The organism is Herbaspirillum sp. WTB6 (assembly GCF_057457785.1).
In genome coordinates this window covers 2,491,729-2,513,194 of sequence record NZ_CP176522.1, presented here as the reverse complement: position 1 = coordinate 2,513,194, position 21,466 = coordinate 2,491,729, and the positions used below count along the sequence as shown (strand labels likewise).

Genomic DNA, 21,466 nt, shown 5'->3' with positions numbered 1-21,466 from the left:
ATCAGCTTCCCTGCTTGCCGAAGCGGCGCGCCAGCGTAGGCACCAAGCCTTTGGGCATGAATATCATGGTCGCCATCAGGATCACGCCGAACACCACCGTCTCCCAGCCTTCGAAGGTCGACAGCACTTGCGGCAGCAGGGTCAGCAAGGCCGCGCCGACGATCGAGCCGAACACCGACGCCATGCCGCCAGTGACCACCATCGTCACCAGCTCGATCGAGTGAAAGAAGCCGGCGATGCCGGGAGTCAGAAAGCCGACATAGTGGGCGCTCAGGCTACCCGCCAGGCTGGCCACGACCGCCGATAGCACGAAAATGCGCACCTTGAAGCGCGTGGTGTCGACGCCGGCAACGCGGGCCGCGACTTCGGAGCCGTGGATCGCCTGCAGCGCGCGCCCGCCAGGGGAGTCGATCAGGTTGAGCGCAGCCCAGGTGACCAGCACCAGCAGCACCGCGATCACCGCGTACCAGGTTTTCTCGCCGGAGAGGGCCCAGCCGAACAGTTCGAACGCCGGCACGGAAATGCCGTCCGGCCCGCCGGTGTACTGCGCTTCGTTGCTGATGATGATCGAGATGATGATGCCCAGTCCCAGCGTCGCCATCGCCAGCGTATGGCCTTTCAGTTTCAGGATCGGACGCGCAACCAGGAAGGCCAGGATGCCGTTGGCAAGTATGCCCGCGACCAGCGCCGCCACCGGCGACCAGCTGAAGTGCGTGGTCAGCACACCGGACGAATACGCGCCGATGCCGAAAAAGCCGGCGTGGCCAAGGCTGATCTGCCCCGTGTAGCCCATCAGCAGGTTCAATCCGATGACGACGATGGCATTGATGGCAATGCGGATGACGACGTCATAGTAGAAGCTGTTCGGGAGCAGCAGCGGCAGCAGCGCCAGCACCGCCACCAGTACGGCCAGGCCCTTGTAGCGTGCCAATCCGCGCCCGGCCAGTCCGAGCAAGGGGCTTGTGCCGCTAGGCGCAGCAATCGGGGTGGAAGTCTTCATACGCGCTCCGCCAGTTTGGAGCCGAACAATCCGTCCGGCCTGAAGAACAGGATCAACAGGATCAGCACGAACGGCACTGCATCCTTGTACGCGGACGAGATATAGCCGGCGGCCATCGCTTCGGCGATGCCGAGGATCAGGCCGCCGGCAATCGCGCCGGCACCACCGCCCAGCCCGCCGAGCACGGCGGCAACGAAGCCTTTCAGGCCGAGCATGATGCCGATGTCATACGAGGTATAGGTGATGGGCGCGAGGATGATGCCGCCGACCGCGCCCAGCACCGCCGACAGGCCGAACGACAGCAGCAGGATCACCTTGGTATTGATGCCGACCAGTTGCGCGGCCAGCTTGTTGTGCGAGGTCGCGAGCATCGCCTTGCCCAGCGTCGTCCGGCCGAAGAACCAGCCGAGCAGGAGCACGATGACCAGCGCCACGCCGAGCACCCAAAGGCTTTGCGGCAGCAGGCTGGCGCCGAGGATCTGGATCGGCGTCTCGCCGGAAAAGGCCGGCAATGCGTGGTTTCCCTTGCCCAGCCACACCTGCACCAGTCCGCGCAGCGTCAGCGATGCGCCGATGGTAATGATAATGAGCGTCACCACTTCCGCGTTCTTCGCCGGCTCGATCGCCAGCTTCTCGACCACGAGACCGATCAGGCCGGTGGCGACGATCGCCAGCGCGATCGCCAGCGGCAGCGGCAGGCCGACTGTCAGCAGCGCCGCCGACAGCATCCCGCCCAGCATGATGAATTCGCCTTGCGCGAAATTGATCACGCCGCTGGTGTTGTAAATGATCGTGAATCCGAGCGCTGCCAGCGCATACGCGGCGCCGACCGTGATCCCCGAAAACAGAAACTGCAAAAATTGCGCCAACATGGGTGTCTCCTAGAGGGGACTTTCAGAATGCGTGCAGCCCTCCCCTCCAGCAAAAGGGGAGGACCGCTGGCCATCGTTCATTGGCAGCAGCGTTCTGGCTGCCGATGCATCGGCCTTACTTCAGCAGCTGCCAGTCGCCGTTCTTGACTTCCACCATGCGGAAGGCGCTCAGATCCAGGCCCATGTGGTCGGTCGGGCTCATGTTGAAGGCGCCGGTGGTGGCGACAAACCCCTTAGTCTGTTCGATGGCGGCGCGGATTTTTTCCTTGTCGGTCGAGTTGGCGCGCTTCATCGCGTCAACCGCCAGCAACAACGCGTCGTACGCATAGCCACCGAAGGTCGACGGCTCCGTCTTGAACTTGTCGCGGTAGGTCTTGTTGTACCCGGTCACCATCGTCTTTTGCGGGTCGTTGGCCGGCAGCGCGTCGGCAACCAGCATCGCTGGAGTCGGCAGACGGATGCCTTCAGCGGCCTTGCCGGCGAGCTTGATGAACTCGTCCGATGCCACGCCGTGCGACTGGTACAACGGCAGCCCGCTGCCCAGCTGACCGTAGTTCTTGGTCACGACGGCCGGACCCTGGCCGAGACCAAACACGAAGATCGCCTGCACGCCGGGCGTGTTCTTGATCTTGGTGATCTGTGCGGTCATGTCGGTATCCTTCGGGCCGTAAGTTTCATCGGCTACCAGCGTGATGCCGTACTTGCCGGCGACGGTGTGGGATTCCTTGCGGCCCGACTGGCCGAAGCCGCTGGTTTCGGACAGCAGGCCGACCTTGCTGATACCGCGCTTCTTCATGTCCTCGAACACTTTTTCCGCCGCCATGCGATCGGTGTGCGGCGTCTTGAACACCCACTTCTTCGCGGGCTCGACGATCACCACCGCGCCGGCCAGCGAAATGAACGGCACGCCTGCTTTCTCGACCAGCGGCACCATTGCCATGGTAGCGCCGGTAGTGGTGCCGCCGATCAGCACGTCGACGTTGTCGGATTCGATCAGGCGCTTGGCGAAGCTGTTGGCCTTGCCCGACTCGCTACCGTCGTCGTAATGCACCAATTCCAGCTTGCGTCCGAGCACGCCCCCTTCTGCGTTGATCTTCTCGACATAAGTCTGCAAGGTTTTCAGTTCGGGGTCGCCGAGGAACGCGGCCGGCCCGGTAACCGACAGCACGGAACCGATCTTGATCGGTTCGGCCGCGATCGCGCCGATCGCCGCCGACACCAGGGACCCGAGCACCAGCGCCTTGCCAAACATTTTTCCAATCATGTCTACCTCCACCTTTCGATAAATTTTTATGAAATGGTTGAACTACTCTTTTTTCGCCCGCTTTCACTCAGGCGCCTGCCGCCCTTCATCGGCCGCATTCTTATACGCGCTCGATGACGAGCGCGATGCCTTGCCCGACGCCGATGCACATCGTGCACAGCGCGTAACGACCGCCGCCACGCTCCAGCTGATTCAACGCGGTCGTGACCAGCCGCGCGCCGGAGGCGCCGAGCGGATGGCCGATGGCGATGGCGCCACCGTTCGGATTCACATGCGGCGCATCGTCCGGCAGGCCGAGGTCGCGCGTCACCGCCAGCGCCTGCGCGGCGAACGCTTCGTTCAATTCGATCACGTCCACCTGCTCCAGCTTCAGCCCGGCCAGCGCCAGTACCTTGCGCGTCGCCGGCGCCGGGCCGAAGCCCATGATGCGCGGTGCCAGTCCGGCGACCGCCATGCCGAGCACGCGGGCGCGCGGCTTCAACCCGTGCCGGTCGGCTGCCGCCGCCGACGCCAGCAGCACCGCGCATGCGCCGTCATTGACGCCGGACGCATTGCCCGCCGTGACGCTGCCATCGGGGTAAACCACGCCCTTCAGCCTGGCCAGCATCTCGAGCGTCGCATCCGGACGTGGATGCTCGTCGGTCGAAAACATCTTCGGCTCGCCCTTCTTCTGCGGGATGATGACCGGCACGATCTCGGCGTCGAAGACGCCTGCCGCCCGCGCGGCCGCCCAGCGCTGCTGGCTGCGCAGCGCGAATGCATCCTGGTCGGCGCGGCTGATCCTGAAGTCGACCGCCACGTTTTCGGCGGTTTCCGGCATCGAATCGATGCCGTACTTCGCCTTCATCAGCGGATTGACGAAGCGCCAGCCGATGGTCGTATCCTCGATCTTCGCCGAGCGCGAAAACGCGCTGTCGGCCTTGCCCATCACGAAGGGCGCGCGGCTCATGCTTTCCACGCCGCCCGCGATCACCAACTCCGCCTCGCCCGACCTGATGGCGCGCGCGGCCGTGCCGATCGCATCCAGGCTCGAGCCGCAAAGGCGATTGATAGTGTTGGCCGGCACATCGACCGGCAAGCCCGCCAGCAGCGCCGCCATGCGGCCGACGTTGCGATTGTCCTCGCCGGCCTGGTTGGCGCAGCCATATAGCACGTCGTCGACGCGCGCCCAGTCGACGCCCGGGTTGCGCTCGATCAGTGCCTTGATCGGCAAGGCCGCGAGGTCGTCGGCGCGCACCGTCGACAGCGTGCCGCCGTAACGGCCGAAGGGCGTACGGATGGCGTCGCAGATGAAAGCCTCAGTCACGTTGGATGCTCCGTTCTATGGTTCTATGGAAGGCTGTCGGATCAGGGTGCGACCTTGGGCCGCTTGTCAACCACACGGCGCGCCTTGCCGGTGGCGGTGCGTTCAATGGTGTTGGATGCCATCACGCGCACGCGGGTAGTGACGCCGACATGGGTCTTGATGTGGTGCTGCAGTTCGCGGCAGATGGCTTCCATTTCAAGTTCGGACAGCTTGCCGGAGATTTCCGGACGCAATTCCGTCAGCACGTCCAGCTTGTCGAGATGCCCCTCGCGCGTCACGATCAACTGGTATTGCGGCGCCAGGCCCGCCTGCTTCAGGATCAGTTCCTCGATCTGCGACGGGAATACGTTGACGCCGCGGATGATCAGCATGTCGTCCGAGCGGCCGGTGATCTTGCCGATGCGCCGCATCGAGCGCGAGGTCGGCGGCAAGAGGCGCGTCAGGTCGCGCGTCCGGTAGCGGATGATGGGCAGCGCCTCCTTGGTCAGCGAGGTGAACACCAGCTCACCTTCCTCGCCGTCCGGCACCACTTCACCGGTGTCCGGATTGATGATCTCCGGATAGAAATGGTCTTCCCAGATCACCGGACCGTCCTTGCTTTCAATGCACTCGCTGGCCACGCCTGGCCCCATCACTTCGGACAGGCCGTAGATGTCGACCGCGTCGATGCCTGCGCGCGCCTCGATTTCGGCCCGCATCGCATCGGTCCATGGCTCGGCGCCAAAAATGCCGACCTTGAGCGAACACTCGGCCGCGTCCAGCCCCTGGCGATAAAACTCTTCAATGATGTTGAGCATGTAGGACGGCGTCACCATGATGATTTTGGGCTTGAAGTCCTGAATCAGCTGCACCTGCTTTTCCGTCTGCCCGCCAGACATCGGGATCACGGTGCAGCCAAGCCGCTCCGCGCCGTAATGCGCGCCCAGGCCGCCGGTGAACAGGCCATAGCCGTAGGACACATGTACTATGTCGCCGGGGCGGCCGCCAGCTGCACGGATCGAGCGCGCCACCACGTTGGCCCAGGTGTCGATGTCGTTCTGCGTATAGCCGACCACGGTCGGCTTGCCAGTGGTTCCACTGGAGGCATGCAGGCGCACCACCTTTTCGCGCGGCACTGCGAACAGGCCGAATGGGTAGTTATCGCGCAAGTCCTTCTTGCCGGTGAACGGAAACTTGGCCAGGTCGGCCAGCGTTTTCAGGTCGTCTGGGTGCACACCGGCGGCATCGAATGACGCGCGGTAATGCGGCACATGGTCATACGCGTGGCTCAAAGTCCACTTCAGGCGCTTCAGTTGCAATGCCTGCAACTCGTCCCGGCTGGCCTTTTCGATGGGCTCAAGCTCGCCCGGATTTTGTGTAGCTTGTAGCATGGTGTCTCCTCCGATGAATTTTTCCGGCGCCAGGTTTCAGGAGCCGGCGCCGATGACTTCGCCCTTGATCTGATGGGACTTGCCGCGGAACAAAGCAATGCGGGTACCTTCCTGGTTCGTCACGCTGATGTCGTACACGCCGCTGCGCCCCACCCTGGCCTGCTCGACCGCTTGTGCCGTCAGTACGTCCCCCGCCCTGCCGGGCGCGAGGTATTCGATCGAACAGCCGGCGGCCACCGTGTTGAGGTTGTAGCTGTTGCAGGCGAACGCGAAGGTGCTGTCGGCGAGCGCGAAGATGAAGCCGCCATGACAGGTTTGGTGCCCGTTGAGCATGTCCGGCCTTACCTTCATGCTGATGCGCGCGGTGCCGGGGCCGACGGCAAGGATTTCCATGCCGAGCGTCCTGGTGGCTTCGTCGCGCGCATACATGGCTTTCGCCGTGGCTTCGGCCAGCTCCTGCGCATCCGATTGTTTGAGTACTTCATGCATGGAACAAGGCTCCCGTTGCGACTTTCCTGCGAATCAGCGGCGACACGCGGTAACGGTCCTCGCCATAGCTTCCCGCGATGTTTTCGAGCACCGCCATCACTCTGGCGATGCCGATCGCATCGGCCCAGGCCAGTGGCCCGCGCGGATAGTTGACACCTTTCTGCATCGCGGTGTCGACCGCCTGCACGCTGCACACTCCCTGATTCACTGCATCCGCGGCTTCGTTGGCCAGCATCGCGACCGTGCGCATGACCGCCATGCCGGGCACGTCATCCAGGCGCGACACCGTATAACCGGCCGCCTGGAAAGTACCGACCACGGCGCGGTAGGCAGCCTCGTCGCACTGATCGGCGCACGTCAGCGCGGCCCGGCTGGCGGTGCTCCAGTCTAGCGCCAGATCCAGCAGCACGGTGTTGCACACGCCGTTGTCGCGCGCGCGCCGCGTGGCGCTGCGGCCGTCGGTCAGATACACGGTGGCGGCGCCGCATTGCAGCAAGGCGTCGCTGCTGGCGGCGGCGACGCGCTCCACCTGCAGGCCGCCGGCCGCGATCCGCGCCGCCAGCGCCTGTGCGAAGGCATCGGCGCCAAAGACCGTCACGCCGGCCGGAGCGGGCTGCACAGCTTCATCCTGTGGCTGCGGCGCCGGCGCTTGGTTGCCGTATTGGTAAAACCCGCGTCCGGTCTTGCGGCCGAGGAAACCCGCATTGACCAATTCCTGCTGCATCAGCGACGGCGTGAAACGCGGGTCGTTGAAGTAGGCTTCGAATACCGACTTCGTCACCGCGAAATTGACATCGTGGCCGATCAAGTCCATCAGTTCGAACGGCCCCATGCGGAAGCCGCCCGCTTCGCGCAGGATGGCATCGAGCGTAGCCGGGGCCGCCGCCTGCTCGGTGGCGATGCGCAGCGCTTCGGCATAGTACGGGCGGGCGACGCGGTTGACGATGAAGCCGGGCGTCGACGCGGTATGCACCGGGCTCTTGCCCCAGGCGGCCGCGGTGGCATAAACGACGTCGGCCACTTTCCGCTCGCTGGCCAGTCCGCTGACCACTTCCACCAGCGCCATCAAGGGCACCGGGTTGAAAAAATGCATGCCGACCAGGCGCTGCGGAAAACGCAGGCCGGCGCCGATGGCGGTGACCGAAATCGACGAGGTGTTGGTGGCGAGAATGCAGCGCTCGCCAACAATCGCTTCGAGTTCGGCAAACAGCTTGCGCTTGGCCTCCAGGTTTTCGACGATGGCTTCCACCACCAGGCCGGCATCGCCGAGCCGGTCGATCGACGCCACCGCTTGCAGTCGCGCGCCGGCGGTCTCGGCATCGGCGGCGTTCATCCTGCCCTTCTCGACGAGCTTGCCGAAATTCCGGCGGATATTGGCGATCGCCTGCTCCGCCGCTTCGGCGCGGGCGTCATACAGCTTGACCGGATGACCGGCGGCGGCCGCGACCTGCGCGATGCCCGCGCCCATAGCGCCGCTGCCGACAACCGCGACCGTGACCGACGGATCGAGTGCCGAGACCATGCTTCAGGCTCCGGTGAAGCGCGGCGCGCGCTTTTCCATGAAAGCGTTCACGCCTTCGCGGTAATCGTGGCTGTTGCCGAGTTCGCGCATGAAGTCGCGCTCCAGGTTCAACTGTTGTTCGAGCGTGTTGCCGGGGCTGGCGTAGATCGCCTGCTTGGTGCGCGCCAGTCCCTTGGTCGGCGCGGCGGCGAAATGTTTCGCCAGCGCATCGACTTCACCCGCCAGTGCGTCGTCGTCGACGCATTTCCAGATCAGGCCCCAGCTTTCCGCGCGTTCCGCGCTGAGCTTGTCGCCCAGCATCGCCAGCCCCATCGCGCGCGGTGTGCCGATCGCGCGCGGCAGGAAATAGGTGCCGCCAGTATCGGGAATCAGACCGAGGCGGCAAAACGCTTCGACGAAGGAAGCGGATTTCGCCGCGATCACGATGTCGGCCGCGAGCGCCAGATTGGCGCCGGCGCCGGCCGCGACGCCGTTGACCGCGCAGATTACCGGCAGCGGCAGATTGCGCAGCGCCAGCACCAGAGGGGCGTAATATTTTTCCACCGATTCGCCGAGATCAACCGCGGCGGCGCCGGGCGCGACCGCGCGGTCCGCCAGATCCTGGCCAGCGCAGAAGCCGCGGCCCGCGCCGGTCAGCACCAGCACGCGCACGGACGGATCGGCCTTCACCTTTTCCAGCGCTTCACGTACTTCGAGATGCATCGCGGCGGTGAAGCTATTGAGCTTGTCGGGCCGATTGAGCGTTAGCCGGGCAATCCCTTGGCCGATCTCGAACAGGATATTTTGATATGTCATCGCTTGCTTTCAATCAGGGCTAGATATGCGCGCGGCTTTGCACGACACGAAAACGGTTTGCGACGAAGGCGGCGTCGCACAGCGCCGCATTGGCGGCCGGGTTGGCGCCGGTCCCATGGAAGTCGCTGAAGGCCGCCGACTGGTTCACGAACACGCCGCCGGTCAGGTTGATCGACAGTGCGACGCCCGTCTCCTCCGCCAGGTCACGCGCCTGCTCGATCACTTGCGGATCGCGCGCATACACGGACAGCGTCAGCGCTCCCTGTTCGCGCACGCCTTTATCCGCCAGCGCGAGGCTGTGCGCGGTGCCTTTGGTCGCGACGCCGAACGAGATCGGGCCGAAGAATTCCTGCATGATCCTGTCTTCGTCGAAAGTCTTGATCTTCAGCAGCAGCGGCGTGCGGGTACGTGCGGCCGGAAATTGCGGATGCGCCAGCGGCCGGCTGTCGGCCACCACTTCGCCTAGTGCCCGCGCGGCTTCGATACGGTCGATCACCGCGCTGTTCTGGATCGCGCCGGTTATCTCCACCGCCTTGGCGGCATCACCGGTCAATTTGGCGATGCCATCGGCGATTGCCTGCACTACCTCGTCGAAGCCGACGCGGCCATCCGGCGTGTCGATGCCTTCGGCCGGGATGTAGATGTTTTGCGGCGCGGTGCACATCTGCCCGGAATACAGCGTGAGCGAGAACGCGATGTTGCGCGCCATGCCTTTCAGGTCGTCGGTCGAGTCGATGATGATCTGGTTCACGCCGGCCTTCTCGGTATACACCTGCGCCTGATGCGCGTTGCGCTCCAGCCAGTTGCCGTTGGCGCTGCTGCCGGTGAAATCGATCAGGCGCACTTCGGGACGGGTCGCAAGCGTGGCGGCGGTATCGTCGCCCTGGTCATGCGCGGCCAACGTGACGATGTTCGGATCGAATCCCGCTTCCTGCAGCACCTCGCGCGCGATCTGGACGGTGATCGCGAGCGGCAGGATCGCGCCGGGATGCGGCTTGACGATCACTGCATTGCCGGTGGCAAGGCTGGCAAACAGGCCCGGATAGCTGTTCCAGGTCGGGAAGGTGCAGCAGCCGATCACCAGGCTCACGCCGCGCGGCACGACGGCGTAACGCTTTTCCATCCTCAGCGGCTCGTTCTTGCCTTGCGGCTTTTCCCAGCAAGCGGTCTCGGGAATGCGGCGCATCTGGTCCCACGCATAGGCGACGGCTTCGAGGCCGCGATCCTGCGCATGCGGGCCGCCCGCCTGGAACGCCATCATGAAGGCCTGGCCGGTTGTATGCATCACCGCATAGGCGATCTCGAAGCTGCGTTTGTTCAGGCGTTGCAGGATTTCCAGCGACACGCCGACCCAGGCTTCCGGGCCGGCCTTGCGCCAGGCTGGCGACGCCACCTTGATCGCCGCGAACAAGGCATCCAGATCGGCTTTCGGATAGGTGATGCCGAGATCGAAACCGTATGGAGAGGCTTCCCGGCCGCCGCGACCGACGGTCGCTGCCTGTTCCAGCGCAAATGGCTTGTCCAGCAAGGCCTCGAAGGCGGCCTTCCCGTCGTCATTGGCGGTCTCGCCGTACGCCTTCGGGCTCGGCATTTCGGCGTAGGCGCTCCAGTAGCCGCGCGTGACGATCGATTCGGTCGCCTTATCCAGCAAGGGCCGGTGGCGTTCAAGGAAAGAGGTGGGCATGCATGTCTCCAAAAATCTGTTCTTGTCTGGCGCCGCCAAGTGTTAGTGATCCTGGTCGAAATCCATCACCAGCCTGTCCGTCACCGGGAAGCTCTGGCATGACAGCGCGAAACCGCGCGCGATCTCGTAATCCTCCAGCGCGTAGTTCACATCCATGTCGACCTTCCCTTCCACCACCTTGCAGCGGCAGGTCGAGCACACGCCCGCCTTGCAGGAATGGCGCACGTCGATACCGTGCCTGAGCGCCGCGTCCAGCACCGATTCCTTGTCTTTTTCCATGCTGAAGTTGACATGGTTGCCGTCGATGACTAAGGTCACCTCGCATTCCGTGCCGCCGGGAACCGGGCGCGCTCCAGGCACGTGCTCGCGCCGGGGCGCGCTGGCGGCGAATAGTTCCACCTTGATTTTTTCCTTTGGAAAGCCGTGTTCGCGCAGCGCCCTCGACACCTCGTGCATCATCTGCTCCGGGCCACAAATGAAGGCGGCATCGATGTCGTCGAGCACGACCCAGCTCTTGAAGAAGCGCGCGCACTTGTCCCCATCGATGCGGCCGTTGAACAGGTCAATGTCCTGCTGCTCGCGGCTCATCACATAGACCAGCTTGAAGCGGGCCAGATAGAGGTCTTTCAGTTCGGCCAGCTCTTCCTTGAAGATCACCGACGACGATGCGCGGTTGCCATAGAACAATGTGAAACTGCTGCCTGGCTCCGTCTGCAGCGTGGTCTTGATAATCGACAGCATCGGAGTGATGCCGCTGCCCGCAGCGAACGCGAGATAATGTTTGCAGTTATCCGAAGACAGCGGTACATGGAAGTGGCCCATCGGCGGCATCACATCGAGCTGCGCACCGGCCTGCAGCGAATCGTTGGCCCAGGTCGAAAACAGGCCGCCAGGCGTGCGCTTGATCGCCACGCGCAGCGTGGCGTCCCGCACCGACGAGCAAATCGAATACGAGCGACGCACATCTTCCCCGCCGATCGCCACCCGCAGCGTCAGATGCTGCCCCTGCGTATAGCGGTACGCATCACGTAGCTCGGACGGCACGTCAAAAGTGACGGCGACAGCGTCGCGTGTCTCGCGCCTCACCTGCGAGACGGTCAACGCATGAAACTTGCTCATATCAAACTGCTCCCCCAACCCTGTCAGGCATCCGGCGTCGCGTGCCAGAGATTGCCTGTTCAATGGCTTTTGAAATAATCGAACGGTTCCAGGCAGTCGTCGCAGCGGTACAGCGCCTTGCATGCTGTCGAACCGAAACGGCTGCTCAGGCGCGTTTTGACCGAGCCGCAACGCGGGCACTCCACCTCCGACTCCATCGATTCCTTTCTGCGTAGACGGCTGATATCGATCACCTGATGATTACTTGCTTTTCGCGTCGGCGGCGCGATGCCGTAACTCTTCAGCTTCTGCTTGCCGCTTTCCGTCATCCAGTCGGTGGTCCACGCCGGCGACAGCTGCGTCTCCAGCCGCACTCTTTTGAGACCATGGCTGCGCAGAACCGCTTCGACCGCACTGGCGATCGCCAGCATCGCCGGACAGCCGCTATAGGTCGGCGTGATGGTGACGACGAACTCCTCGCCGCCCGCCTGTTCCACCTTGCGCACGATGCCCAGATCGACGACCGAAATCGCCGGGATTTCCGGATCCGGGACTTCCTCCAGCCATTGCCAGACCTGCTCTACGGTGGCCGTCATCGCGCTCACCAGTTGGCGCCCGGATACGCGCGCTGCAGAAACTGCATTTCCGCCAGCAGATAACCAAGGTATTCGCTATGTACGCCGCGTTTGCCGCCTCGCTGCATCCATGCATCCGGTGCCGGCATGCGCAAGGTGGCCTCTTCGAGCACTTCGCGCACATGCCGCAGCCATGGCTCGCGCAGGCTGGCGAGATCCGGCGCCACGCCCTGGCCGGCCATCGCACGGTCGATCTCATCGGCCTCGAACATTTCGCCGGTATACATCCAAAAATCATCAAGCGCGGCCTGCATCAGCGCGTGGCTGTGGTCGGTGCCATCGCCCAGCCCCACAACCAGATCGCCGCTGCGACGCAGGTGGTAACTGACCTCCTTCAGCGACTTCTCAGCGATGGCTGCCACGCCTGTGTCACAGGACGCGCAAAGCCGCTGCAGAAGCAGGAAATGCCATGCATCGAAATAAAACTGTCGCGCCAGCGTGTCGGCGTAATTGCCGTTGGGCTGCTCGACCAGCAGCAGGTTGCGGAAGTCGTGCGCGTCGCGCAGGAACGCCAGTTGGTCTTCGTCGCGGCCTTTGCCTTCAACCTCGCCCGCGTAGGAAAACCAGAATCGGGCCTGGCCGATCAGGTCCAGCGCCACGTTGGTGAGCGCCATGTCTTCTTCCAGTGCCGGCCCCTTGCCGCACCATTCGCTCAGCCGCTGGGAAAGCACCAGCGCATTGTCGGCGAGACGCAGCAGGTATTCGAATTTTTGATCTACCATGACTATCCCGGCTCTACAGGTTCTTCACTTCTTCGGGCATCGGGAAGAAGGTCGGATGGCGATAGACCTTGCTGTTGGATGGCTCGAACAGCGGCACCTTGTCGCCGGGGCTGCTGGCGGCAATATCGGCCGCTTTCACTGCCCAAATGCTGATACCTTCATTGCGGCGGGTATACACGTCGCGTGCGTTATTGATCGCCATCTCCGCGTCGGGCGCGTGCAGACTGCCCACATGCTTGTGCGCCAAGCCGTGCTGGCTGCGGATGAAGATTTCCCAGAGGGGCCATTCCTTGCTCATATCCGTCTCCATTGATTCAGATGGCGGTCTGCCTGGATGCCTTGCGGCGCTCCTGCTTTTCAGCATGCGCGACCAGTGCGTCGCGAAACCATTCGCCATCCTTGTATGCCTTCACGCGCGCGCGCAAGCGGTCGCGGTTGCAGGGGCCATTGCCCCTGATGACGTCGTTGAATTCGCTCCAGTCGATAGCACCGAAGTCGTAGTGCCCGGTTTCCTCGTTCCACTTCAGCTTCGGGTCGGGAATCGTCAAGCCCAGGTATTCGGCTTGCGGTACCGTCTGGTCGACCATGCGCTGGCGCAAGTCGTCGTTGGAATGCAGCTTGATGCGCCATGCGGCTGATTGCGCGCTGTTGACGGAGTCTGCGTCGGACGGACCGAACATCATCAGCGCCGGCCACCACCAGCGGTTGAGGGCGTCCTGCGCCATCCGCTTCTGCTCGGGCGTGCCCCTGCATAGCGACAGCATGATGTCGTAGCCCTGGCGTGCATGGAAAGACTCTTCCTTGCACACACGAATCATCGCGCGGGAATATGGCCCGTAGGAGCAACGGCACAACGGGATCTGGTTGATGATCGCGGAGCCGTCTACCAGCCAGCCGATCGCACCCATGTCGGCCCAGCTCAGGGTCGGGTAATTGAAGATGCTGGAGTATTTCGCCTTGCCGGAGTGCAGGTCGGCCAGCACTTGATCGCGCGACACGCCCAGTGTTTCGACCGCGCTATACAGGTACAGGCCATGGCCGGCCTCGTCCTGGATCTTCGCCAGCAGGATGGCCTTACGCTTAAGCGTCGGCGCACGCGTCACCCAGTTCCCCTCCGGGAGCTGGCCTACAATCTCCGAATGCGCGTGCTGCGAAATCTGACGGATCAGCGTCTTGCGATAGCCTTCTGGCATCCAGTCCTTGGGCTCGATCTTGATGCCAGCCTCGACGCGCTGCTGAAACCCGCGCTCCTGCGGCGCCATTTCGTCAAGCGATCGGACTTTCCCGCTTCCGGTATCGACCAATTGTGCGTACACGCCCCTACTCCCTCTTGAATCGGCTCGAAACATTTCATTCCGGCCCGTAACGTGCGACCGCATGGAAGCAGAACCGAATTTTGAAATTCTTGATGCGAATCATTTGCGCAAGAATTATTTAGGTTTAGCCACGCCCTCATAATATGATACGTAGATTGGTATGTAAATAGTTTTAAGCGTATCATTAAAAATATTTGTATCGTTTTTGGATTTCCTTCGCCAGCGTGTGTTCCATATGTATCATCTTTCCCCCTGAAGAATATTTACGTAGAAACCTGATCAACCCATGTCATCAACCAAAAGCCATGCCCTCAAGAAATGGATCGACCAGTACATGACCGATCACCCGCCGCGCGCGAAATCCCTCGTGATGACGCTGTTCGGCGATGTGATCACTCCGCACGGTGGAAAGGTGTGGCTGGGCAGCCTGATCGACTTGCTGGCGCCATTTGGAATCAGCGACCGCTTGGTGCGTACCAGCGTGTTCCGACTTGCGGAAGAAGGCTGGCTTGATGCGCAGCGCGAAGGGCGACGCAGCCTGTACGCGCTGAATCCGTCTGCGGCGCCCCGTTTCGAGCGCGCCTACCAGCGCATCTACACGCCGTCGGTACGGGAATGGAGTGGCGAATGGACGCTGCTGTTTGCGACCTCCGGCACGATTACCGCCGAGCAGCGTGCGGGCTTGCGCAAGGAGCTGCTATGGCAGGGGTACGGGATGATCGCGCCCTCCGTGTTCGGCCACCCGAATGCCGACCCGGAGACGCTGGATGAAATCCTGCAACGCGTGGGCGTGAAGGGAAATGTCTTCGTTTGCGTCGCGGCCGACTCCGCCGCGTTCGCGACGCGACCCTTGAGGGACCTGATCGGGCAGTGCTGGGAACTGGGCAGCGTGGTCGACGATTATGCGCACCTAAGCGAACGCTTCGCGGCAGTGCCGAAATTGCTGGACGGAAGAAGCGCGCTCGACCCCGAGCATGCGTTCATGATCCGCACGCTGCTGATTCACGCCTACCGGCGCGCGCAGCTGCACGATCCGCAATTGCCGCTGGAATTGCTGCCCGAGAACTGGCCAGGCATGATTGCCTATGAATTATGCCGCAAGGTATATCGCGGCACCTGGAAAAACGCCGAACAATACGTCCTGGCAACGCTACGCCGCGAAGACGAAGCGGCGCCGGAGGCCGCGCCGTATTTCTACCAGCGTTTCGACGGCCTCCACTGACACCGTCGCAGCGTATCGCTTGTTGGGGACACGGCACGGAGCGCCAAAGGCGCCATCAACGTGGCGCGATTTCCGGTGCGTAGAACGCACCCCGGCCCGATTCATCGAAGCCGGCGTGGTGCGCATCGCACGTTCACATCACGAGCGCTTGGCCACCAGCGTAAGGATGTCGTAGCTGGCGACCAGTTCACCATCCTGATTGATCACCGCCACATCCCATGCGACTACGCCTTGCCCGACGCCTTTCGGATCTTTCTTGCGGCGGTCGATCTTTCGCTTGCAGGTCAGGCGCGCCTGGATCGTGTCGCCAATGCCGACCGGCTTGACGAAGCGCAGCGTGTCGAGGCCATAGTTCGCGAGCACCGGCCCCGGCGCGGGCGACACGAACAGGCCGGCAGCAGCCGACAGCACGAAGTAGCCGTGCGCGATGCGCTTGCCGAATTGCGTTTGCTTCGCGGCGATCTCGTCGAAATGCATGTAAAAGTAATCGCCCGACAGGCCCCCGAAGGCGACGATATCGGCTTCGCTGACGGTGCGGCGGTGAGTCAGCAGCGAATCGCCGACTTGCAGGTCGTCGAAATGGCGGCGGAACGGATGCACGTCGGATTCGTTGAGCGCGGCGCCGCGTACATATTCGCCGGTGACCGCGGTCAGCATCGTCGGCGAACCCTGTACCGCGGCGCGCTGCAGATAATGCTTGACCGCGCGGATCCCACCCAGTTCCTCACCGCCGCCGGCACGACCCGGGCCGCCGTGCTTGAGCATCGGCAGCGGCGAGCCGTGGCCAGTCGATTCGACCGCCGCTTCGCGGTCCAGTACCAGCAGGCGACCATGGCGCATCGCGGCAACCGGAATCGCCTTGGCGGCGATCTTCGGATCGCGCGTAACCAGCGAACCGACCAGGCTGCCCTTGCCTTTCGCGGCCAATGCCAGCGCTTCGTCGATGTCATCGTACGGCATCAGCGTGCTGACCGGGCCGAAGGCTTCGATGTCGTGCACGCGCTCGTCGCGCAGCGGATCGCGGCACAGCAGCAGTGTCGGCGAGAAGAACGCGCCGTTGCCGACGTTATCGCCCACCGGCGCGAAGCCGTCGCGCTCGCCATAGACGACTTCATTGCCCTGCGCCAGTTGCGCGACGCGCTCGGCCACGTCGGCCTGCTGCGCATGCGAGGCCAGGGCCCCCATTTTCACGCCTTCGCGTGCCGGATCGCCAACCACGGTCTTCGCCAGACGGTCGCGCAGGCGCTGCGCGACCGCGTCGAGATGCTTGCGCGGTACGATCGCGCGGCGCACGGCGGTGCATTTCTGGCCGGCCTTGGTGGTCATTTCGCGCGCCACTTCCTTGACGAACAGGTCGAACTCTTCATCGTCCGGCGTGACATCCGGTGCGAGGATCGCGCAATTGAGCGAATCGGCCTCGGCGTTGAACGGGACCGCCTGGCGGATCAGGTTCGGATGCGCGCGTAGCTTCGCCGCGGTGTCGGCGGAACCGGTGAAAGTGACGACGTCGAAACCATCGAGCCGCTCCAGCAGGTCGCCGGTGCCGCCGATGACCAGTTGCAGCGCGCCTTCCGGCAGCAGGCCGGACTCGTTCGCCATGCGCACCATCGCCTCGGTCAAATAGCTGGTCGCGGTTGCGGGCTTGGCGATGCATGGCATGCCGGCGAGGAAGGTCGGCGCGAATTTTTCGAGCAGGCCCCAGATCGGGAAGTTGAACGCGTTGATGTGGACCGCGACGCCGCCGCGCGGCACCAGGATGTGGGAACCGAAGAACTTGCCCTGCTTGCCGATCTGGATTGCCGGCCCTTCATGCACCACGTTGCCGGAAGGAAGCTCGTTCGACCCCATGCTTGCATAGGCGAACAAGGTGCCGTTGCCGCCTTCGATGTCGATCCAACTATCGGCGCGGGTCGCGCCGGTATGGTAGGACACGGCATACAGCTGCTCCTTGCGTTCGGAAAGGTAGGCGGCCAGCGCTTTCAGGCGCGCGGCGCGCTCCTGGAAATCCATCGCCATCAGCGCCGGCACGCCCTTGCCGCGCGCAAATGCAACCGCTTCGGCGAAATCCGGTGCCTCGGCGTGGGTGTGGGCGACGATGCGCCCATCGACCGCGCTGGCGAGCGCCTGCGCCGCCTGCTGGCCAAACCAGCGTCCGCCGATGAAACTTTGTAGGGTAGGCGCGTTGGCCATGTGTGTTCTCCTGGTTGATCTTGAATGAATGAAAGAGCGGAGGCGGCTCAGGCCGGCTCCGGCGATTCTGGCCTCGGCGGCACGCGCACGGCCGGGATGCCACCGAAGAAAAGGTCGGCAACGACCGGCGCCATCGCTTCGTAAGTCAGTTCGCCATCCGGCTTGAGCCAGGTGAACATCCAGTTGATCATGCCGAACAGCAGCATGGCCAGCGGCTTGGCCATGCGCGCCGTATCCAACTCGGGGCGCAGCTCGGCAATGGTGTCGGCGAAGCCGACGACGACGCGGCGCTCCCCGGCGAGAACGCGTTCGCGGTCGTCGTCGTTCAGGAAGCGCACGTCGCTGGTCAACACCTGATGCGCATGCCGCGCGCCCGCGTATTCCTCGACGAAACGCCGGATCAGCCGCTCCAGCCGCGCTTTCGGATCGAGCGGCTCCCGCCGCACGTGGTCGACGACGGATTCGAGGCGCGTCACGTGGCCTTCGGCGATGTTCACCAACAGCGCGTACTTGTCGCGGAAATAGTGGTACAGCGACGGTTTGGACACGCCGCAGGCTTCCGCGACTTCGTTCATCGAGGTCGCAGCGAATCCGCGCTCGGCGAAGAGCTGCGCCGCGCGCGACAGGATCATTTCGCGCTGCTCTTCGTAGGCGGGTGAGCGTCCTCTTGCCATGAGATGTAAGCCTTAATAATGGCCTGCCGCCACCAAAAACATTATTGACCGACCGGTCGGTTTAAATTATATTGAAGTGCCAGCCAGAGATCAACCACCTCAAACTGCATTAATCGTCCGCCTTCCCACATCATCTTTTAGCTATTTCGCCGTGTGCGTATCCGCTCCGGCATCCCCCCGGAGGAGTTTCGCATGCCCTACTATTCCCTTGAAGGCGTCATTCCTGTTGTCGATCCGAGCGCCTACGTGCATCCGACCGCCGTACTGATCGGCGATGTCATCGTCGGTCCGAACTGCTATATCGGTCCCTGCGCAGCCTTGCGCGGCGACTTCGGGCGCATCGTGTTGCAACGCGGCGCGAACGTGCAAGACACCTGCGTCATCCACGGCTTTCCCGCATCGGACACGGTGGTGGAGGAAAACGGCCATATCGGCCACGGCGCGGTGCTCCATAGCTGTGTCGTCCGGCGCGATGCATTGGTCGGCATGAACGCGGTGGTGATGGACGAAGCCGAGATTGGCGAGCAAGCGATCGTGGCTGCCAGTGCCTTCGTCCGCGCCGGCATGAAGGTCCCGCCGCGTTCTCTGGTCGCCGGCGTGCCCGCGAAAGTGTTGCGCGAACTTAGCGCAGAAGAAATCGCGTGGAAGCTGGAAGGCACCCTCACCTATCAGGACCTGACCAAGCGCTGCCTGGCGACCATGACCGAAGTGGCGCCTCTGACCGCGATCGAAGCAAATCGTCCGCGCTTGCAGGCGCCCGACGTGCAGCCGCTGATCGCGAAGAAAAGAGGCTGACGCCGCCGCACACCCAGTCTCAGACCGCCGCCAGCTTGGATGCCGGCGCGGTCTGCGGCTGCTGCTGCTGGAAATATCCCTCGACATGGATCAGTTCGTCCTTCGCGCCAAGACGCTTCGCCGCCTCCGTGCAACTTTCGACGAATTCCGGCGTGCCGGCGATGAAAACGCTATATCCCGACAGATCGGCGAACTGCGTCGACAGAATGTCGGGGATGCGGCCATGCAGCATGCCGTCATGTTTTTCGCGGGTCAGTGTCGGCATGAACTTGAAGCGCCGGTTCTTTGCCTGCAGGAAGGCCATCAAACCTTGGTCGTACAGATCTTGGGCTGTGCGCGCGGAAAACATCAGCTTCACCGGCTGCCTGAAACCGCGCCGCAAAGCGGCTTCCGTCAGCGACAGGATCGGCGCCAGCCCGGAGCCGGCTGCCAGGCACAGCACCGGTGTCTCGACTGAGGGATCGCCAATAAAGGTGCCATAGGCGCCGGATAGTTTGACCATGTCACCCACCTGCACCTGGTCGTGCAGCCAGCGGCTGGTGGCGCCGTTTTCATCGCGCGTAATGTGCAGCACGATTTCGCCGTCCGGCCTCGGCGCGGCGGCGATCGAATAGCAGCGCGGCGGCGCACCAGTGTTCGCATCGCCGACCATTACATACTGGCCGGGCCAGTAGCGCACCGGGTTGCCCAACGGGCGCAGGCGGAATTCGGTGATGCGCGGCGTGCGCCGGATCTTGTCGGTGACCACGTGCAGCATGTTCTCGCGCGGCGGAAACAGCTTGGGCTTGGCGTCTTCCGTACCCCATTCGATCACCAGTTCGTCCGACAAGGGCTTGGCCATGCACATCAACCCGTAGCCCTGCGCGCGCTCCTCCGGCGACAAGGCCATATCCAGCACCATCCCCTGATCGAACTCGCCCCGCAGCACTTTTACCTTGCATTCGCCGCACGCACCGGCGCGGCAATTGTTGGGCAGAGCGTAACCCGCACGCTCGACCGCCGTCAGGACAGTATCTCCGTGCTGACAGACAATTTCATGGCCCGATGGATGCAGTTTGATTCGGCTCACTTGTCATCCTTCAACAAATTCATGATACGCAAATACGGATGGCGCGAAGGCCTTGCGGCGCCCGCACCATCCGCCAGGAACATCAGAACACCGGAATGATGTCCTTCATGTCGATGTCGGTGACTTCCTCGCCCGAAATGCCGACTTCCGGAATCGCTGGAAACGGAATGTCGTACTTGTCGAGCACACCTTTGAGGTTAAGCATCGCGGCCTTCCAGTTTTCCTTTTTCTGCTCATAGCCGGGGATATGGAAGCCAGCTTCGCGTGCCACCGCTTCCCCCTTGCGCTGGACTTCGATGAAATTGGCGGGCAGATCCCAGAAATCCGCCGGCGGCTCGAACAGCACGGCCGACAGGAACAGGTAGCCGGCGCGCACCTGCTTGGTGATGATCGCGCGGTCTTCCATCTTCATCCTTGGATAGTCGCGCTCCATCAGCGCCATGCAGATCGCCATGTGGCGGCCTTCGTCGCGGCCGATGTTGCGGAAGCCTTCCTTGAATACCGGCTCGGTGCAGCCCGCCGCCATCTGGTGGAAGATCGTCGCGGCGGCAATCTCGCCCATCAGGAAGGAACTGAACAGCACGGCGAGGCTGTATTTCGGCACGGCCGCCTTGTAGCCGGTCCAGTAGCGGCCGCCGTTGTAATACAGCCAGGCGGTGTTGCGCTTGAGCTGCTTGCCAAGCTCGGTCTTCGGCTCGTAAGTCAGCGGATCGGTATGTTCTAGCAGCTTGGTGATGGCCAGGCCGCACATCTGTTCATGGTTCTGCTCGTCGCGCGTGACCGAGAAGAAGCAGCGGCGCACCGCATCTTCCTCATGCACTTCATACGTCTTGATAAAGGCTTCGGCGAAGACCGGCGGCGCGGATGCATCAAACACCGAGAGCAGGGTCCACCAGTATGCAATCGCCTCGCGCTCCTCCCAGGTGTAGCTGCTGACATCGAAGGTGTCCCACGGCAGCGCCTGCGGATCCCACGCCTCGCGCAGCGACGCGCTCCACACCTCCTCCAGTTTCGAGGTCTGCCGGTGCCAGGACAGCGGATACACGTTCGGCTGTTCCGTGGCTGGCGGGTATTCCATCAAGTGAGCGATTTTTTCTTGGTTCGACATGCTGCGTCTCCTTCAAAGAATGTGATGCCGGCCGGGCATAGACCAGCGTTGAGAAGCTCGTAGGCGTTGCATCGGTGCGTTCATAGAACGTCCCAATCATGATACTGCTTTTTATTTGTGTCAATCATTTTTTGTGTCGTATTTATTTTCGGTATCATGTTTCCAAGGCGATACATTGCCGCCCCGGGTACGGCTCGTTAGCCGTGGAGTTGCCGACAATGGCGAAAAAAGCGGCTTTGGTTGAACGGCAAGCCCGGCTGCTGCCGCGATAGGCGGCACGGGCTCTATCGCAAACGTTCCACCCTCAGCCGCCTCCGGCCGCGCAGTCCACTTTG

20 protein-coding genes are annotated in these 21,466 nt (G+C 63.0%); 2 read left to right on the top strand and 18 right to left on the bottom strand.

Annotated elements, in window-relative coordinates; all coding sequences use genetic code 11:
• Position 1: 1 nt before the first annotated feature.
• The 14 genes from ACK2VC_RS11755 to paaA form a co-directional block, all read right to left on the bottom strand.
• A complete protein-coding gene (locus tag ACK2VC_RS11755; protein ID WP_486730539.1) occupies positions 2–1,000 on the bottom strand; it encodes a branched-chain amino acid ABC transporter permease in 999 nt (332 codons plus the stop codon).
• Positions 997–1,869, bottom strand: coding sequence for a branched-chain amino acid ABC transporter permease (locus ACK2VC_RS11750; protein ID WP_486733226.1), 873 nt, complete (start codon positions 1,867–1,869; stop codon positions 997–999). The genes ACK2VC_RS11755 and ACK2VC_RS11750 overlap by 4 nt, the downstream gene beginning before the upstream one ends.
• A gap of 118 nt (positions 1,870–1,987) precedes the next feature.
• Complete coding sequence (locus ACK2VC_RS11745) at positions 1,988–3,136, bottom strand: ABC transporter substrate-binding protein (RefSeq protein WP_486730538.1); 1,149 nt, start codon at positions 3,134–3,136, stop codon at positions 1,988–1,990.
• 100 nt (positions 3,137–3,236) lie between these two features.
• Positions 3,237–4,442, bottom strand: a complete 1,206-nt coding sequence (pcaF, locus tag ACK2VC_RS11740) for a 3-oxoadipyl-CoA thiolase (RefSeq protein WP_486730537.1) — start codon at positions 4,440–4,442, stop codon at positions 3,237–3,239.
• Between the two features lie 41 nt (positions 4,443–4,483).
• The gene (gene paaK / locus ACK2VC_RS11735) at positions 4,484–5,812 is read right to left on the bottom strand and encodes a phenylacetate--CoA ligase PaaK (protein ID WP_486730536.1); all 1,329 of its coding nucleotides are present in this window, start codon (positions 5,810–5,812) and stop codon (positions 4,484–4,486) included.
• A gap of 36 nt (positions 5,813–5,848) precedes the next feature.
• Entirely contained in the window at positions 5,849–6,301 is a 453-nt protein-coding gene (paaI, locus tag ACK2VC_RS11730) for a hydroxyphenylacetyl-CoA thioesterase PaaI (protein ID WP_486730535.1), read from the bottom strand.
• Positions 6,294–7,823, bottom strand: coding sequence for a 3-hydroxyacyl-CoA dehydrogenase PaaH (paaH, locus tag ACK2VC_RS11725; RefSeq protein ID WP_486730534.1), 1,530 nt, complete (start codon positions 7,821–7,823; stop codon positions 6,294–6,296). Before paaH ends, paaI begins: the two co-directional genes overlap by 8 nt.
• A 3-nt stretch (positions 7,824–7,826) precedes the next feature.
• Positions 7,827–8,618 carry a 2-(1,2-epoxy-1,2-dihydrophenyl)acetyl-CoA isomerase PaaG gene (gene paaG, locus ACK2VC_RS11720; RefSeq protein ID WP_486730533.1) on the bottom strand — a complete coding sequence of 264 codons (792 nt, stop codon included), beginning with the start codon at positions 8,616–8,618 and terminating at the stop codon, positions 7,827–7,829.
• Between the two features lie 19 nt (positions 8,619–8,637).
• The gene (gene paaN, locus ACK2VC_RS11715; protein ID WP_486730532.1) at positions 8,638–10,302 is read right to left on the bottom strand and encodes a phenylacetic acid degradation protein PaaN; all 1,665 of its coding nucleotides are present in this window, start codon (positions 10,300–10,302) and stop codon (positions 8,638–8,640) included.
• Positions 10,303–10,344: 42 nt separating this feature from the next.
• Entirely contained in the window at positions 10,345–11,421 is a 1,077-nt protein-coding gene (gene paaE, locus ACK2VC_RS11710; protein WP_486730531.1) for a 1,2-phenylacetyl-CoA epoxidase subunit PaaE, read from the bottom strand.
• A 59-nt stretch (positions 11,422–11,480) separates the two neighbouring features.
• The gene (paaD, locus tag ACK2VC_RS11705) at positions 11,481–11,996 is read right to left on the bottom strand and encodes a 1,2-phenylacetyl-CoA epoxidase subunit PaaD (protein WP_486730530.1); all 516 of its coding nucleotides are present in this window, start codon (positions 11,994–11,996) and stop codon (positions 11,481–11,483) included.
• Between the two features lie 5 nt (positions 11,997–12,001).
• A complete protein-coding gene (gene paaC / locus ACK2VC_RS11700; protein WP_486730529.1) occupies positions 12,002–12,757 on the bottom strand; it encodes a 1,2-phenylacetyl-CoA epoxidase subunit PaaC in 756 nt (251 codons plus the stop codon).
• Between the two features lie 13 nt (positions 12,758–12,770).
• Positions 12,771–13,055, bottom strand: a complete 285-nt coding sequence (gene paaB / locus ACK2VC_RS11695) for a 1,2-phenylacetyl-CoA epoxidase subunit PaaB (RefSeq protein ID WP_486730528.1) — start codon at positions 13,053–13,055, stop codon at positions 12,771–12,773.
• Positions 13,056–13,071: 16 nt separating this feature from the next.
• The gene (gene paaA, locus ACK2VC_RS11690; RefSeq protein ID WP_486730527.1) at positions 13,072–14,073 is read right to left on the bottom strand and encodes a 1,2-phenylacetyl-CoA epoxidase subunit PaaA; all 1,002 of its coding nucleotides are present in this window, start codon (positions 14,071–14,073) and stop codon (positions 13,072–13,074) included.
• A 286-nt stretch (positions 14,074–14,359) separates the two neighbouring features.
• Between paaA and paaX the strand changes: the two genes are divergently transcribed.
• A complete protein-coding gene (gene paaX / locus ACK2VC_RS11685) occupies positions 14,360–15,295 on the top strand; it encodes a phenylacetic acid degradation operon negative regulatory protein PaaX (protein WP_486730526.1) in 936 nt (311 codons plus the stop codon).
• Positions 15,296–15,433: 138 nt separating this feature from the next.
• Here the strand turns inward: paaX and paaZ are convergent, their stop codons facing one another.
• Both paaZ and ACK2VC_RS11675 read right to left on the bottom strand, forming a co-directional pair.
• Positions 15,434–17,485, bottom strand: a complete 2,052-nt coding sequence (gene paaZ / locus ACK2VC_RS11680) for a phenylacetic acid degradation bifunctional protein PaaZ (RefSeq protein WP_486730525.1) — start codon at positions 17,483–17,485, stop codon at positions 15,434–15,436.
• 47 nt (positions 17,486–17,532) lie between these two features.
• Entirely contained in the window at positions 17,533–18,159 is a 627-nt protein-coding gene (locus ACK2VC_RS11675; protein ID WP_486730524.1) for a TetR/AcrR family transcriptional regulator, read from the bottom strand.
• A gap of 192 nt (positions 18,160–18,351) precedes the next feature.
• Between ACK2VC_RS11675 and ACK2VC_RS11670 the strand changes: the two genes are divergently transcribed.
• Complete coding sequence (locus ACK2VC_RS11670) at positions 18,352–18,954, top strand: phenylacetic acid degradation protein PaaY (RefSeq protein WP_486730523.1); 603 nt, start codon at positions 18,352–18,354, stop codon at positions 18,952–18,954.
• Positions 18,955–18,973: 19 nt separating this feature from the next.
• Here the strand turns inward: ACK2VC_RS11670 and ACK2VC_RS11665 are convergent, their stop codons facing one another.
• On the bottom strand, positions 18,974–20,023 hold the full coding sequence (locus tag ACK2VC_RS11665; protein WP_486730522.1) for a 2Fe-2S iron-sulfur cluster-binding protein: 1,050 nt from the start codon (positions 20,021–20,023) through the stop codon (positions 18,974–18,976).
• Between the two features lie 82 nt (positions 20,024–20,105).
• Positions 20,106–21,131, bottom strand: a complete 1,026-nt coding sequence (locus ACK2VC_RS11660) for a hypothetical protein (protein ID WP_486730521.1) — start codon at positions 21,129–21,131, stop codon at positions 20,106–20,108.
• Between the last annotated feature and the right edge of the window lie 335 nt (positions 21,132–21,466).

What these genes read in the sequence shown, in the direction of transcription:
- ACK2VC_RS11670 (WP_486730523.1), top strand. Translation starts at nt 18,352, where the DNA reads ATGCCCTACTATTCCCTTGAAGGCGTCATTCCTGTTGTCGATCCGAGC.
- paaB (WP_486730528.1), bottom strand. Translation starts at nt 13,055, where the DNA reads ATGAGCAAGGAATGGCCCCTCTGGGAAATCTTCATCCGCAGCCAGCAC.
- ACK2VC_RS11755 (WP_486730539.1), bottom strand. Translation starts at nt 1,000, where the DNA reads ATGAAGACTTCCACCCCGATTGCTGCGCCTAGCGGCACAAGCCCCTTG.
- paaZ (WP_486730525.1), bottom strand. Translation starts at nt 17,485, where the DNA reads ATGGCCAACGCGCCTACCCTACAAAGTTTCATCGGCGGACGCTGGTTT.
- paaX (WP_486730526.1), top strand. Translation starts at nt 14,360, where the DNA reads ATGTCATCAACCAAAAGCCATGCCCTCAAGAAATGGATCGACCAGTAC.
- ACK2VC_RS11675 (WP_486730524.1), bottom strand. Translation starts at nt 18,159, where the DNA reads ATGGCAAGAGGACGCTCACCCGCCTACGAAGAGCAGCGCGAAATGATC.
- paaN (WP_486730532.1), bottom strand. Translation starts at nt 10,302, where the DNA reads ATGCCCACCTCTTTCCTTGAACGCCACCGGCCCTTGCTGGATAAGGCG.
- paaH (WP_486730534.1), bottom strand. Translation starts at nt 7,823, where the DNA reads ATGGTCTCGGCACTCGATCCGTCGGTCACGGTCGCGGTTGTCGGCAGC.
- paaD (WP_486730530.1), bottom strand. Translation starts at nt 11,996, where the DNA reads ATGACGGCCACCGTAGAGCAGGTCTGGCAATGGCTGGAGGAAGTCCCG.
- paaC (WP_486730529.1), bottom strand. Translation starts at nt 12,757, where the DNA reads ATGGTAGATCAAAAATTCGAATACCTGCTGCGTCTCGCCGACAATGCG.
- paaG (WP_486730533.1), bottom strand. Translation starts at nt 8,618, where the DNA reads ATGACATATCAAAATATCCTGTTCGAGATCGGCCAAGGGATTGCCCGG.
- paaI (WP_486730535.1), bottom strand. Translation starts at nt 6,301, where the DNA reads ATGCATGAAGTACTCAAACAATCGGATGCGCAGGAGCTGGCCGAAGCC.
- paaE (WP_486730531.1), bottom strand. Translation starts at nt 11,421, where the DNA reads ATGAGCAAGTTTCATGCGTTGACCGTCTCGCAGGTGAGGCGCGAGACA.
- paaK (WP_486730536.1), bottom strand. Translation starts at nt 5,812, where the DNA reads ATGCTACAAGCTACACAAAATCCGGGCGAGCTTGAGCCCATCGAAAAG.
- ACK2VC_RS11660 (WP_486730521.1), bottom strand. Translation starts at nt 21,131, where the DNA reads ATGTCGAACCAAGAAAAAATCGCTCACTTGATGGAATACCCGCCAGCC.
- ACK2VC_RS11745 (WP_486730538.1), bottom strand. Translation starts at nt 3,136, where the DNA reads ATGATTGGAAAAATGTTTGGCAAGGCGCTGGTGCTCGGGTCCCTGGTG.